Origin of the sequence: Streptomyces sp. RerS4 (assembly GCF_023515955.1) — a bacterium.
Classification (GTDB): Bacteria; Actinomycetota; Actinomycetes; order Streptomycetales; family Streptomycetaceae; genus Streptomyces.
In genome coordinates, this window is the sequence record NZ_CP097322.1 from 2,187,075 (window position 1) to 2,201,228 (window position 14,154).

Below are 14,154 nucleotides of genomic sequence, written 5' to 3' on the forward strand. Positions count from 1 at the left end.
GTCGCCGGAGGGCTTCTCGGGGGGAGCCCGGCTCTGGCTGGAGGGTCTGGGGGGACTGCGCAACGCCGTCCGCCAGGAACTCGTGGGCCGGCAGGTCGAGGAACAGATCACGCACCGCTTCCCGGTCGGGCAGCGGCTGCGGGTCCTCGACGTCGGCATGGGCCAGGGCACCCAGGCGTTGCGGCTCGCCCGTGCCGGGCACAAGGTCACCGGCCTGGAGCAGGACCCGGCCATGCTGGCGGTGGCGCACGCGGCGCTGGCCGCCGAGCCCGCCGGGATCCGCGACCGGGTCAGCCTGCTGGAGGGCGACGGCCGCGAGACGGGCGCGCACTTCGGGCCGGGCAGCTTCGACGTGGTGCTCTGCCACGGCGTCCTGATGTACGTGTCCGAGGCGGACGCGATGCTCGCCGGGCTGGCCCGGATGCTCGCGCCGGGCGGCCTGCTGTCCCTGCTGGTGCGCAACGGGGACGCGCTCGCGCTGCGACCCGGCCTCGCCGGTGACTGGACGGGCGCGCTGGCCGCCTTCGACACGGTCGACTACACGAACCGGCTCGGCCTGGAGGTACGGGCGGACCGGCTGGCCGACCTGACGGCCACCCTGTCGGCGATCGGCGCCCCGCTGCACGCCTGGTACGGCGTAAGGGTCTTCACCGACGGCACGGAGGCCGGCGCGGCGCTGCCGCCGGAGGTGGAACTGGAGCGGCTGCTCGCCGCCGAGGAGCGCGCCGGCCGCACCGACCCCTACCGTTCGGTGGCGGCGCTGCTGCACCTGTGCGGCGTACGGGGTTAGACCGAATTCGACCGGCTTGGACCGTCTTCGTCGAGGCCCGGGATCGGGCCTCGACGAAGGTCACCGCACGGGTGTCAGGCCTCCGCGGCCGCGCGCAGGCTCATCACGTAGATCTGCGAGTCGTCCTCGAAGAGGGTGACCTGCTCGGCGCCGCCGTCGAGGAGCTCCTTCCAGACCTCACCGATCCACGATTCCGCGTCCCCCTGGGTGGTGAACTCCTCCGGTTCCACCGCCGGGGTCGTCTCGGTGCCGTCGGCCTTCTCGAACCGCCACGTCCACGCCATGTCCGCCTCCGTTGCTCGTCCGCTTCTCACGTTGAGTCTGCCCGCAGAGTAGCCGGGCGCGCACCAGTGCCGGGGACGCGGGAAGATCTCCGTGTGGAACTCACCCTGCTCGGTACCGGTACCCCCGAAGGACTGCCCCGCCCCGGCTGTCCCTGCGCCGCCTGCGCCGTCTCCGTGGGCCCCCTGGCCCGCGCCGCGACCTCGGTGCTCGTCGACGGGGCGCTGCTGCTCGACCTGACCCCCGGCGCGGTGCTGGCCGGGGCCCGTGCGGGTCATTCGCTGGGCGGCGTACGGCAGGTGCTGCTGACGCACCCGCACGACGGTCCGCCGGTGGAGTTGCCGCCCGGCCTGCCGGCGGCGGGGCGGGTGCCGGACGGGCGGGAGCTGGCGGTGATCAGCGGGCACCGGGTGCGGGCGGTGGCGATGGACGCGCCCGGGACCGGGTACGAGGTCACGGGCCCGGACGGGAGCCGGCTGCTGTACCTGCCCCCGGGCGGCGCGCCGGCCGGGACGAACGGGACGGTGGCGCGGCGCCCGTACGACGTGGTCCTCGTGGACGTGCTGGGTCGCCCCGAGGCCCTGGCCCGGCTGCGGGCGAGCGGAGCGGTCGGCCCGACCACGGACGTGATCGCCGTGCACCTGGACCACACCGCCCCGCCCGGGTCGGAGGTGGAGCGCCGGTGCGCGTCCGCCGGGGCGCGGGCGGTCCCGGACGGCACGACGGTGGTGGCGGGCGCGTACCGCGCGCTGCCCGACGTACCGCGCCGCACGCTGGTGCTGGGCGGGGCCCGCTCGGGCAAGTCCGTCGAGGCGGAACAGCGTCTGGAGGCCTTCCCGGAGGTGGTCTACGTCGCCACGAGCGGCACCCGCGAGGGCGACGCGGAGTGGGCGCAGCGCATCGGACTGCACCGGGACCGGCGGCCGGCCGGCTGGCGGACGGTGGAGACCTGCGAACTGGTGCCGCTGCTGGAGCAGGACGGCCCGCCGCTGCTGATCGACTGCCTGGCGCTGTGGTTGACCGACGCGATGGACCGGGCCGACGCCTGGGACGAGGCCCTGTGGTTGGCGGACGGGCGGAAGAAGCTGCGCGCGCGGGCCGAGGGCCTGTTGGCGGCCGTCCGCGCGACGCGGCGGACGGTGGTGCTGGTGAGCAACGAGGTCGGCTCGGGCGTGGTGCCGGCGACGCCGGCGGGGCGGCGCTTCCGCGACGAGCTGGGCCGGCTCAACGCGCGGATGGCGGGCGAGTGCGAGCACGTCCTGTTGGTGGTCGCGGGTCAGGCGCTCGTCCTCAAGGAACCCCCGCGCTGACCCCGCGTCACACGGGAGTCACACCCGAGTCGCACCGAAGTCCCACGGGAGTCCCGGTGGAGCCCGGCCGGCGTCGCACCCCGGTCCGGCCGGGCCCTGAGGGAGAGCCTCACCGGCTGTACTCTCTGGCAAATGACCACGCTGAATCTCGACGAGTTCTCCGATCTGATCGAACGCCCCGACGGGGGCGTCCGGCGTGACGCCGAGGATCGCCGTGAGCGGCTGGCGGTGCCGCCGGGCGCGCTGGGCCGGCTCGACGAGCTGGCCGAATGGCTGGCCGCCGCCCAGGGCCGGGTGCCGGTGAAGCCGATCGAGCGGCCCCGCGTCGTCCTGTTCGCCGCCGACCACGGGATCGCAGCCCAGGGCGTCTCCGTCCGCGCGGCCGGCACCGCCCACACGCTGGTACGGGCCGTGCTCGACGGCGTCAGCCCGGTGTCCATCCTGGCCGGCCGGCTCGGCGCGAGCGTACGGGTCGTGGACGCGGGCCTGGACTGCGATCCGCAGCTGCTTCCCGAGGACGTGGTCCGCCACCGCGTACGGCGCGGCAGCGGGCGGATCGACGTGGAGGACGCGCTGAGCGCGCAGGAGGTCGAGGACGCGCTGCGGCTCGGCATCCGGATCGCCGACGAGGAGGCCGACTCCGGCACGGACCTGGTGGTCCTCGGCGACCTCAGCGTCGGCGGCACCACGGTGGCGGCCACCCTGGTGGCGGCGCTGTGCGGTACGGACGCCTCCGTGGTCACCGGCCGGGGCGGGGTCCCGATCGACGACCTGGCGTGGATGCGCAAGTGCGCCGCGATCCGCGACGCGCTGCGCCGGGCCCGCCCCGTACTGGGCGACCAGCAGGCGCTGCTGGGGGCGGTCGGCGGCGCGGACGTCGCCGCGATCACCGGGTTCCTGCTCCAGTGCGCGGTACGCCGCACCCCCGTCATCCTCGACGGGATCGTTTCGGCGGCCTGTGGACTCGTCGCCCAGCGGGCCGCGTTCCGCGCCCCGGACTGGTGGCTGGCGGGCCAGACCAGCGGCGAGCCGGGCCAGGCGAAGGCCCTGGACCGGATGGCACTCAACCCCGTGCTCGACCACGGCGTCACAGTGGGAGAGGGAACCGGGGCTCTGCTGGCGCTCCCCCTGGTCCAGGCGGCCGCCGCACTCGCGGCGGAACTCCCGGAGCGGGCCGTGGAACAACCGAACGACTGACACACCGGGCACTACGGGCTGCCTGACCGGTCCGCAGTGCTCGCACTGCCTACGGACGGCCGGCCGCCCCATAACATCGCTTTTCATGGGAGAGGTCCGCTTGACCAGCGCAGACACCGACCGGAGCCTCGATCAGGCCTCCGGCAAGGTTTCCAACGGCAGGAAGGAAGCCGGCGGGGAATCCGCCGGGAAGCCCGAGACCCGCAGGGGCACACCCCGATCGCGGCGCGGCGCCGCCTTCGCGGTCTGGTACCTGCGGGCCGTCACCTTCGTCAACTTCCTCAGCGCGGTGTGGCTGTCCCTGGGGCAGGACCTGCGCCGGCACAACACCGCCGACTTCTACACCCCGTACCTGCTGACGGCCGGCTTCGCCTCCGGGCTGTTCTCGCTGCTGCTGGCCGTGACGATGGGCCGCCGCAAGCGGGCCGCGTGGATCCTCAACCTGGTGGTCAGCGGCATGCTGCTGCTGGCGTTCTCGGTGGCCGCGTTCGCGCCGTGCGTCGGCGGAGACATGAACGTCTGCTACCCGGAGTTCCGCGACCACGCCCAGAACTGGGTCTCCCTGGCCCTGACGGCGGCCTTCGTCGGCGCCCTGCTGGTGGGCCGCCACGAGTTCTACGCCAAGGGCGACCGCTCCAACCCCAAGCTGGCCACCGCCGTCGCCGCCGTCGGCCTGCTCGTCACCTCCCTGATCGCGGCCCTGCTGGTCGGCGCCACCAACACCGACGCCGACCGGGCCGACGCCACGTTCCTGGCGCGCTGGCGCTACGGCGTGATGCGGCTGATCACCCTGGCGCCCGACGACAAGGCCTACCACGCGATCACCACGCCGGCCTGGGTGGACGTCTTCATCAACGTGATGTCGATGCTGCTCCTGCTCGCCGTGCTGTTCGCCGCGTTCCGCTCGCGCCGCGCCGTCGACCCGATCACCCCCGAGGACGAGGAGCGGCTGCGGGCGCTGCTCGCCAAGCAGGGCGAGCGCGACTCGCTGGGCTACTTCGCCCTGCGCCGCGAGAAGTCCGTCATCTGGTCCCCGACCGGCAAGGCCGCCGTCACCTACCGCGTCGTCGGCGGGGTCTCGCTGGCCTCCGGCGACCCCATCGGCGACCCCGAGGCCTGGCCGGGCGCGATCGAGCCCTGGCTCGCCGAGGCCCGCGAGCACGGCTGGGTGCCCGCCGTCATGGGCGCGAGCGAGGAGGCCGGGCAGATCTACGCCCGCCACGGACTGGACGCGCTGGAGCTCGGCGACGAAGCCATCGTGGAGACCGCCGACTTCACCCTGGAGGGCCGGGCCATGCGCACCGTCCGCCAGGCGTACAACCGCGTCAAGCGGGCCGGGTACACGGTCCGCATCCGCCGGCACGCCGACATCCCGGCGCAGGAGATGGAGGTCCTGCTGCGCAGGGCCGACGACTGGCGCGACGGCGCGACGGAACGCGGCTTCTCGATGGCGCTGGGCCGACTGGGTGATCCGGCCGACGGCCAGTGCGTGATGCTGGAGTGCACCGACGGCAACGGCGACCTGCGGGCCGTGCTGTCGTTCGTGCCGTGGGGTCCCAAGGGGCTCTCGCTGGACCTGATGCGCCGTGACCGGGACTCGGAGAACGGCCTCATGGAGTTCATGGTCATCGAACTCCTGGAGCGCTCCAAGGAGATCGGCGTCACACAGGTCTCACTGAACTTCGCGATGTTCCGTTCCGTCTTCGAGCGGGGGTCGAAGCTCGGCGCCGGCCCGGTGCTGCGCATGTGGCGGTCGCTGCTGAGCTTCTTCTCCCGCTGGTGGCAGATCGAGTCCCTCTACCGGGCCAACGCCAAGTACCGCCCGATCTGGGAGCCGCGGTTCATGCTCTTCGAGAAGAGTTCCGACTTGCTGCGGATCGGTATCGCGGCGGGCCGGGCCGAGGGCTTCCTGGAGGCACCTGGCCTGCCGAAGTGGCTGCACCGCAAACATCTGGAGACGATTCGTTGACGGCATGGACGTCGGCCCCACCGCGGCGGTTCGCCCGCCGTGAGTGGGGCCCCTGTTCCGGACCCTGAAGGACGCCCTCGCCCGTGAGTTCGTCCCGGCGCTGGACCCGTCGGTGTCCTCCGGAACGCCCCGTGGGGTCCGGCGAGGCGTAGTCGGCCCGCGGGGCGGGCGCGGGGAGCCCGTACCGTATCCGGGTGACGACAGACCTCGGGCCCTTCGCCCCCACCCGGGAGTGGATGCGGTTCCACCCGCTGGCCACCGACGCCGTGCTGGCGCTCGGGGCGCTCGTCGCCATGGTCGTCGGCTCCTTCGCCGATCCGCACGGACCGCACGGGCCCACCTTCGGGACCAGGACCCCCGAGCCCTTCTCCCTGCTGCTGATGCTGCTCGGCGCGGCCACCCTCGTCTTCCGGCGCCGCCGGCCGCGCGCCGTGCTCGCCGTCACCTGCGGGCTGTCCCTGCTGGAGCTGACCACCGGGGAGCCGAGGGCGCCCGTCGCGATGTGCGCGGTGATCGCCCTGTACACGGTGGCCTCGCGCACCGACCGGCCCACGACCTGGCGCGTCGGCCTGCTCACGATGGCCGGGCTGACCGGGGTGGCCATGCTGGCCGGGCCGCTGCCCTGGTACGCGCAGGAGAACCTCGGCATCTTCGCCTGGACCGGGATGGCCGCGGCCGCCGGCGACGCCGTACGCAGCCGCCGGGCCTTCGTCGACGCCATACGGGAACGGGCCGAACGCGCCGAGCGCACCCGTGAGGAGGAGGCCCGACGGCGCGTCGCCGAGGAACGGCTGCGGATCGCCCGGGACCTGCACGACGTGGTCGCCCACCACATCGCCCTGGTCAACGTGCAGGCGGGAGTGGCCGCGCACGTCATGGACAAGCGGCCCGACCAGGCGAAGGAGGCCCTGGCCCACGTACGGGACGCCAGCCGCTCGGCGCTGAACGAGCTGCGGGCGACCGTCGGGCTGCTGCGCCAGTCCGGCGACCCGGAGGCGCCGACGGAACCCGCACCCGGGCTCGGCGTTCTCGACGAACTGCTCGACACGTTCCGCCACTCCGGGCTGCCGGTGGAGGCGATCGTGCAGCTGGGCGCGGAGCGGGCGGCGGAGCCGCTGCCGGCGGCCGTGGACCTGGCGGCGTACCGGGTGATCCAGGAGGCGCTGACCAACGTGAGCAAGCACGCCGGGCCGGGCGCGCGGGCCGAGGTCAGCGTGGTGCGGGTGGGGGCCTCCGTGGAGGTGACCGTCCTGGACGACGGCGGCAGCTCCGCCGACTCCTCGCCCGGCGCGACGGACGCGGGCGGCGGACACGGGCTGCTGGGCATGCGCGAACGCACGGGCGCGCTCGGCGGCTCCTGCTTCGCCGGGCCCCGTTACGGGGGCGGGTTCCGGGTGCACGCGATCCTGCCCCTGTAACGGCGTAGGGGCCTTTTCAGCACGCCTTGCGCCAGGCTCCCAGTTCGAGCTTCTTCTCCAGGGAGCTGAGCTTCAGGGCGCGCGATTCCTTGCAGAAGCGGCGCGTCGGGAGTTCGTACTCGGCGTGGAAGACGGCCTTGCCCGCCTCGATGAAGGGGGTCAGCCGCTCGCACTCGCGGTACTGGGCGCACTGCTCGTTGACCGCGAAGTCGAAGTCGCCGACGAGCTCGGGGATCTGGTCGAGGTCGTTCTTGAGGCCGACGGCCAGGCCCCGGTCGTGGGCGAGGCGGGCGATGAGCCGGTTGAACTTCAGCTGGTCGTCGGCGGTGACGGGGAAGCCGGACCTGTTGCGGTAGGCGTCCATGTTGTCGGGTTCCACCGCGTCGAAGCCCTTGTCGCGGCACATGTCGAAGCGCTGCGCCATGATCGGCTCCAGCTCGGCGGTCGCCCGGATGTCCAGCCAGCGTTCACCCTCCCAGCCGTTGCCCTCGCCGAGCAGGGCCTTCGGGAACTTCCCGGCGTCGGGGCGGAAGTCCTCGTAGGCGCCGGCGGAGATGTAGCAGATGGTCTTGCGGCCGTCCTTCTTGAGGCGGGCGACCTCCTCCTTGGTGGTGTTGAAGCCGTCGATGTCGTAGACGGGCACGTCCACCGACGGGTCGAGCCTGCCGGTCAGTTGCCACTGCCAGGCGGTGCCCGGCCGGGGCTGCCAGCGTTCGCCGGGCGCCTGGTCGGGCCAGGGGCCGGGGCCCTCGTCGTCGTCCGGTTCCGTGGCACAGGCGGCCGTGAGCAGCAGCAGGCCGGCGACCAGGGCGGTGGTGAAACGCTTCGTCCGGCGCTCCGTCCAAGGCTTCATCCGGCCGCCTCCAGGGCGTACGGGAGCGTGCCCCAGGGGTGCGCGCCGGTGCCGGGGACCGCGCAGTGGACCCCCGCCCGCCGCTCGGCGGCGAGTTCGGCGGCGGGCGCGCCCGGCGGTACGGCGTACACGAGGTGGCAGAACGTCCGGGCGGGGTGGTCGGCGGTCCAGGGCGGCGGCGCGGCGGCCGCGTCCCGGTAGGCGTCCCAGGGGCCCTCGAAGGTGACGAGGAGATCGGCGAGCGGTACGTAGCCGGGGTGCGGGTGGACGCCGTGGTTCAGGACGAGCGTACGGGCCCCCGCCGCACGGGCGGCGACGGCGAGCCGCCCGTAGTGGGGCAGCAGGTCCGGCCCGGCGGCGACCTGGTCGAGGAAGGCGCCGTCGGTGGCGTACCAGTCGCGGTGGCGCAACAGGTCCTGGACGACGACGGCGTGCGGGCGGCGCCCGTAGTCGGTGTCGGCGTAGCCGAGGACGGGCACGCCGGCCTCCTTCAGCCGGGCGGCGACGGCCGCGAAGCGGTCGTCGGGAGCCGCGCCCGGCCCGCTGTCGGGGTTGAGCACCACCGAGTGCAGCAGACCGGCGCCGGCGCCGTGGATGAGCCGTTCCCACTCCTCGGGGCGGTCGGCGGGATGCTCGTAGAGCGGTACCAGCAGCATGATTCCTTCTTCTCGGCTTATCGGCCGGACTCACGGGGCCGATGACTCACGGGCTCGATGACGCACGGGGTCGATTGCGGGTACGGGTCACCGGTGCGCGGTGGCCCGACCCAGGAGCAGGCACACCAGCACCGCCAGGGCGATCGCCGCCGTGGCCGCGACCGCCGGCTGGACCAGGCTCGGCCGGCCGAGACCGACCAGCAAGGCCACGCTCTGCGCCACGGCCGCCGACGCGCAGACCACGGCGGCCGGCCGGACCGCGCCGAAGGACTGCAGCAGCAGCCCGGTCCACATGACGGCGCCGAGCAGCAGCAGCGTGGCGACGCGCAGCCCCGTCAGCCCGGGGCTGTCGGGCCACAACAGGGTCCCGGTGACGCCGAGGAACAGCAGCACCACCAGGTAGAGGGCGAGGCAGCGGCCCAGGGTGACGAGCATCCGCCGCCGAAAGGCCCGCGGGGAGCGGGCCGCGCGCAGCCCGGCGAGGCTGCCGCTGCGGAAGCGGTGGAGCAGCCATTCGGCGGGACCCATGCTGAGGGTGAGGGCCACGGCGGAGGGCGCGGCGACGGCCTCGGCGGGGCCGCCGGCGAGGACCTCGCCGAGGGCGGCGTACAGCACGAGCAGGCCGGTGCCCAGGCCGAAGACCCCGTAGGGCACCGAGTCGCCGATGCGGGGGCCCCGGCGGCCGGGGTCCTCCCCGTCGGGGCGCAGCATCCGCCAGCGCACCGGACCGCGCTCGCCGGGGCGGCGTACGGCACGGGCCCGGTCGCGCACGCGCCGCGCGCCGGCCCGTAGGCCCGCGGCCAGCGGGAGTTCCCGCACGGCGAGGACGCAGGCGGCCAGCAGGGACGCCACCAGCAGGGCGACCCGCAGGGGCACGGGCAGGTCGACGAAGAGCGCGAACAGCGCCCCGAGGGCCATCGGGGCGAGGGCGGCGAGCAGCACCCGCTCCCGGCCTAGGACGAGCAGGACGGTCGCGGCCCCGACGTACAGGGCCTGACCGGCGGCGAAGGCGTACGAGAACGGCGGCCCGCCCGGCACCGCGACCGCGGCCGCCGTGCCGAGGAGGGCGCCGACGGGGGCGCCGACGAGCAGGGTGCGCCCGGCGGCGGCCCGGTCGCCGAGGCCGAGCCAGGAGTAGGCGCGGTGGGACAGGGTCTGGTCCCAGACCCAGCCGATGAGGGCGCCGGCGAGCAGGGGCAGGGTTCCGGCGGGCAGTCCGAGCCGGTCCGGGGGGCCTTCGAGGAAGGGGGCGCCGAGGAGGTAGGCGAGTCCGGGCAGGGCGAAGATCAGTCCGCGCAGCAGGCAGGCGGTGAGGGGCACCTTCCAGGGGTCGGGCAGGCCCTCCGGCTCCGGGAAGGAGCGGGGCACCCGGGCGTAGAGCTCCTCGGCGAGGGTGAAGGAGTCGGGGCGGCCGTAGGTGAGGCGGATGTACTCGTCGTTCATCCCGTCGGATTCGAGGACGGCGGCGATCTCGTCGGGGTGGACGGCGGCGGCGATGAACGCGTCGAGGCGTTCGGCGAGTTCGTCCATCGGGTCGGCGGCCGGCCCCGCCGGGCGCGGCCGGGCCAGCGCCGGGAGGGTGTCCGTGGGGGAGCCGGCCGGGGCGGCGGCGTGGCGCGCCGCCGCGTGGCCGACGTGGACCCAGGTGCCGTCCGGGCCGGGGGGCTTGAGCCACAGCGATCCGCTCACCACAGGCTCCCGTCCGCCGCCAGTTCCCTGTACCAGGGGTCGGCGATGCGCCGCGTCCAGTCGTCGCCCGCGTGGACAGGCGGGACGAACCGGCCGCCCCGCGCTTGATCGGCGAGGCCGCGGTAGATGTGCCGGAAGCCGTCGACGGACTGGTGGAGGGTGAACTTCTCCACGACCCGCTTGCGGGACATCCGGCCCAGCTCGGCGCGGCGTTCGTCGTCGCGGAGCAGGGCGAGGGTGGCGCGGGCCATGGTCTCGGGCTCGCGGGGCGGGACGACGAGCCCGGTGTCCCCGACGGCCTCGCGGACCCCGCCGACGTCGGTGGAGACGGTGGTGCGGCCGCAGGACATGGCCTCGATGATGCTGAAGGGGAAGCCCTCGCTGATGGAGGAGAGCATGACCACGCTGCCGGCCGCGTACGCGGTGGCGACCTGGTCGACGCGGCCCTCGTAGGTGATGCCGTCGGTGACGCCCAGTTCGGCGGCGAGCTTCTCCAGCCGCAGCCGGTACTCCTCGCAGCCGGCCGGGACCGGGCCGAAGAGGCGCAGGCGCAGGGCGGGAAGCTCCTCGCGCATGAAGGCGTAGGCGCGGATGAGGGTTTCGAGGTCCTTGATGGGGTCGATGCGGCCGCACCAGCTGAGGGTGGGCACCTCGGGTTCGGGGCCGGCCTGGGGGAAGGCGTGCGGGTCGACGCCGTTGTAGACGGTGCGGATCCGGTCGGAGGCGGCGCCTCCGCGCTCCTCCCAGCGGCGGTTGTACTGGTTGCACGGGGTGATCAGGTCGGCCTGCCGGTAGCCCTCGCTGTTCAGCTCGCGGTAGAAGCCCAGCACGAGGGCCTTGACGGGCCAGCGCTGGGCGGCGCTGCGGTAGCCGAGGTAACGCTCGCGCAGGTAGATGCCGTGTTCGGTGAGGAGGAACGGGACCCCGTCGAGGCGTTTGGCGGCGAGGGCGGGGAGGGTGGCGAGGCCGCTGCTGACGGCGTGCGCGACGCTGTCGGGCGGGATGCGTACGGACAGCGGGCGCAGGGCGTGTTCCAGGAGGTCGGTGGCGGTGAGCGCGTCGTGGATCGTGGGCTCGGCCGCGGCGGTGGGCAGTCCGGGGCGGGTCCATACGTCCATCAGGAGGCGCAGGACCGATTCGGAGCGCAGGGCCGGGGCGAGGCGGCCGGCGCGGGCGAGGCGGATGAACTCGCCGAGCGCGTCGGAGAAGCCGCCGCGGGTGGGGTCGATGAGGGAGAGCAGGAAGGTCTCGTAGGTCTCGTGGAACAGGCGCCGGGCCTTGCCGCGGAGGGCGAGGCGGCGGCTGCGGGGCGGCGGCGGGCCCCAGAGCGGGACGGCGGTGTGCCGGTAGACGTTGCGCGGCAGTTCCCAGGTGACCGGCTCGCGTCCGGAGCCGGTCAGGGCTATGACGTTGAAGTCGACCTCCGGCATGCCGCGCACCAGTTGGTCGCACCAGGTGCTGACGCCGCCGTGGACGTGCGGATAGGTTCCTTCGGTGAGCATGGTGACGTGGCGCCCATGGCTCATGCTGGTGTGTCCCCCCGGACTCTCTCTTTTTGGGGTTCGTTCGCCTCCGGGGGCGCGTCCGTCGGCGCGCCCCCTTCGGCTCACTCACCCGTGCATGTGGTACTTGAGGCTCAGCTGGGCAGGCGGAGTGACACGGCGGACTGGAGCAGGGCCGGGCCGGTCCAGCCGGAGAGGTTGCCGGCGTAGGCGGCGCCGAAGTCGGTGGTGCCGAGCAGGACCTGCTTCTTCGTCCCGTTGGGTGCGGTGATCGGGGCGAGGACGCCGGCGGGCGCCTTGACGGTGACGTCGTTGCCGATCTTGTAGGCGGTGACCTGGCCCGCGGCGAGCGCCTTGTCCCAGGCGGCGCGGCGGCTCAGTTCGACACCGGTGTCCTTCATGGTCTGGTTGACGATCGGGGCGCTGGGCGCGTACAGGGACCGGTAGGTGTCGAGGACCTGGTTGAGCACCGGGTAGAGGGTGCGGTCCTCGGCGAGGTTGGACTGGTGCACGTAGTGCGGGCGGGGGTCGTTGGCCAGGACGTGGCGCAGGGCCGTACGGGCCTCGGCGGGCACGATGTGGTCCAGGTAGCCGGTGGTGACGTCCAGCGGGGCCGGCAGGCAGGTCGAAGTGGCCGGGTTGTCCTCGCAGACGCCGCTGCCGCCGTCCGCGCGACTCGTGTAGATCCAGTTGTACTCGTCGGCCATCTCCGCGTTGGTGCCCGTGTTGTAGTACACGTTCATCGGGTGGCGCGGGACGGTCAGGGCGGCGCCGACGGGCCGCTGGACGGGCTCGCGGGAATTGTCGCTGCCGGCCCACTTGATCCCGTTGTCGGCGAAGGCACCGGCCAGGTTGGGATTGTCCGCGGGCTGCTGGGGGGCGGTCTTGAGGCCCGAGTGCTCGCCGGTGACGATCTCCGTGCGGTCGAGGGCGATGCCCTTGGAGGCGGCCCAGTTGACGTTGTCGCGGATCTGCGCCGCGATCTCGGCGCGGCTCATGTACTGGACGGCGCCCTGGGCGTTCTTCGTGCAGGTCCACGGCACGGTGGTGGTGTCCTGGACGCAGCCGAGGAAGGGATGCGTGTAGGTGTGGTTCATCCAGCGGTACTGGGCCCGGTCGGCGACCAGCTGCGCCGTCAGGGCGTCGACCCCGCCGTTCTCGGCCTTCCACTCCTCGCCGGCGCCCCCGTTGAAGAGCATGTCCAGCTTGAAGTTCTTCGACGTCTGCCACTGCGCGGCGTACTGCGCGTCGGCGGCCGTCATCCGGATGCTGCTCTCCTTGCCCTCGCCGCCCGGACAGGCGTAGTCGCCGGGCGTGCAGTTGAGCTCCTTGTTCCAGCGGGCGTCGGGCGCGAACACGTCGTCGACGTGGACGGCGAAGTAGTTGCGGCTCTGCCCGAGGTGGACGCCCTGGGTGAGCCAGTCCACGATGCCCCGGGCGAGCAGCCGGAACTGCCGCTGGTACTGGTTGTAGCCGAAGGTGACGACCAGTTCGCTGCGCCCGTCGTGGGTGTACTCGCCGACGAGCGAGGCCCGTCCGGAGCCGACGGGGGCGTCGAGGTAACTCGTGTAGCCGGCGCGCGGCCTGCCCATGAAGCCGTAGCTCTCGGGCACCAGCGGGGAGTTGTCCTCGAAGGCGACCTGACCTCCGAGGTAGGCGAACGGGCCCGCCTTGCCGGCGGCGGTGACCGTGGCCGGCGTGCCGTCCAGGGTGCCGCTGTAGCCGCCGTTGTCGGTGTAGTCCAGGCCCACGCCCGGGTGGGCCCAGGTGTAGGCGTCGACCTGGCGGATGCCGTACGTCGTCTCGTACGCGCTCAGCGCGGTCATCTCGGCGGAGCCCTCGCCGAAGGGGTTCTCGTTGGGCAGGACCACCCCCTGGTACTTGGCCCGGGGCCGGCCGTCCACGGTGTCGCTGAGGAACGCCGCGTTGATGACCGGGCGCGTGGGGCTGCCCAGGACGACGCGGGTGTACGGCACTCCGGTGTCGCGCAGCTCGGCGGTGATCGCCCCGACCGAGCTCCCCCCGTCGTCGACGACCAGCACCTTGAGGTCGACGCGCGGTGTCGCGGTCGCCGCGTGCGCGGTCGCGGCGGGTACTGCGACGGACAGCAGGGCTGTCGCTGCCATGGCGGCGGCGACCCTGTTCATCCGGTTCCTGTTGACCATTTCGGCCTTCCCCCCGCAGGCGTCCCTCGACGACGGCCACAGGCGGAGGACCGTGTCGGGGAGGCTCTGTGGAAATCATGCAAAAGGACCCCGCGTCCCCTTGCGAGAGTGGCTTGAGTCTCTCGGACCTCGTCAGGTCCACAGGGCAAACCTGGGGCAGAGTCCACAGATGGGTGAACCTGACGACCCATCGATCGAACACGTTGCCAAACCTTCGAGTGACGTACGGCGGCGAAGTGGCGCGTAGGCTCATTTCCGGCGGCCGACGCGCCGGAATACGATCGCTGCGGAGCCGCCGGCGATCCCGGTACCACCACAGCTCC

The 14,154-nt window shown here is 73.4% G+C and carries 11 protein-coding genes; 5 read left to right on the top strand and 6 right to left on the bottom strand.

The window, feature by feature from the left end; all coding sequences use genetic code 11:
• Positions 1-82: 82 nt before the first annotated feature.
• Positions 83-790, top strand: coding sequence for a class I SAM-dependent methyltransferase (locus M4D82_RS10045; RefSeq protein ID WP_249765708.1), 708 nt, complete (start codon positions 83-85; stop codon positions 788-790).
• 74 nt (positions 791-864) lie between these two features.
• Here M4D82_RS10045 and M4D82_RS10050 read toward each other — a convergent pair whose 3' ends face one another.
• Positions 865-1,074: a glycosyltransferase family 25 protein gene (locus M4D82_RS10050; protein ID WP_249765709.1), complete on the bottom strand. Its 210-nt coding sequence runs from the start codon at positions 1,072-1,074 to the stop codon at positions 865-867.
• 93 nt (positions 1,075-1,167) lie between these two features.
• On the opposite strand from M4D82_RS10050, the gene M4D82_RS10055 reads away from it, so the two are divergent.
• The 4 genes from M4D82_RS10055 (at position 1,168) to M4D82_RS10070 (ending at position 6,966) form a co-directional block, all read left to right on the top strand.
• On the top strand, positions 1,168-2,382 hold the full coding sequence (locus M4D82_RS10055) for a bifunctional adenosylcobinamide kinase/adenosylcobinamide-phosphate guanylyltransferase (protein WP_249765710.1): 1,215 nt from the start codon (positions 1,168-1,170) through the stop codon (positions 2,380-2,382).
• A 132-nt stretch (positions 2,383-2,514) separates the two neighbouring features.
• Positions 2,515-3,579: a nicotinate-nucleotide--dimethylbenzimidazole phosphoribosyltransferase gene (cobT, locus tag M4D82_RS10060; RefSeq protein ID WP_249765711.1), complete on the top strand. Its 1,065-nt coding sequence runs from the start codon at positions 2,515-2,517 to the stop codon at positions 3,577-3,579.
• Positions 3,580-3,664: 85 nt separating this feature from the next.
• On the top strand, positions 3,665-5,548 hold the full coding sequence (locus tag M4D82_RS10065; RefSeq protein WP_249765712.1) for a phosphatidylglycerol lysyltransferase domain-containing protein: 1,884 nt from the start codon (positions 3,665-3,667) through the stop codon (positions 5,546-5,548).
• A 194-nt stretch (positions 5,549-5,742) separates the two neighbouring features.
• Positions 5,743-6,966: a sensor histidine kinase gene (locus M4D82_RS10070; RefSeq protein WP_502988898.1), complete on the top strand. Its 1,224-nt coding sequence runs from the start codon at positions 5,743-5,745 to the stop codon at positions 6,964-6,966.
• A 16-nt stretch (positions 6,967-6,982) separates the two neighbouring features.
• Here the strand turns inward: M4D82_RS10070 and M4D82_RS10075 are convergent, their stop codons facing one another.
• The 5 genes from M4D82_RS10075 to M4D82_RS10095 all read right to left on the bottom strand — a co-directional run bounded on the left by M4D82_RS10075 (position 6,983) and on the right by M4D82_RS10095 (position 13,792).
• Positions 6,983-7,819, bottom strand: coding sequence for an endo alpha-1,4 polygalactosaminidase (locus M4D82_RS10075; RefSeq protein ID WP_249765713.1), 837 nt, complete (start codon positions 7,817-7,819; stop codon positions 6,983-6,985).
• Positions 7,816-8,475, bottom strand: coding sequence for a spherulation-specific family 4 protein (locus M4D82_RS10080; protein ID WP_249765714.1), 660 nt, complete (start codon positions 8,473-8,475; stop codon positions 7,816-7,818). The genes M4D82_RS10075 and M4D82_RS10080 overlap by 4 nt, the downstream gene beginning before the upstream one ends.
• 87 nt (positions 8,476-8,562) lie before the next feature.
• A complete protein-coding gene (locus M4D82_RS10085) occupies positions 8,563-10,164 on the bottom strand; it encodes a hypothetical protein (RefSeq protein ID WP_249765715.1) in 1,602 nt (533 codons plus the stop codon).
• Positions 10,161-11,690, bottom strand: coding sequence for a GT4 family glycosyltransferase PelF (gene pelF / locus M4D82_RS10090; RefSeq protein WP_249765716.1), 1,530 nt, complete (start codon positions 11,688-11,690; stop codon positions 10,161-10,163). Before pelF ends, M4D82_RS10085 begins: the two co-directional genes overlap by 4 nt.
• Before the next feature lie 110 nt (positions 11,691-11,800).
• Positions 11,801-13,792 (bottom strand): hypothetical protein, encoded by a 1,992-nt coding sequence (locus M4D82_RS10095; protein WP_249765717.1) that lies wholly within the window; start codon positions 13,790-13,792, stop codon positions 11,801-11,803.
• Positions 13,793-14,154: the final 362 nt, after the last annotated feature.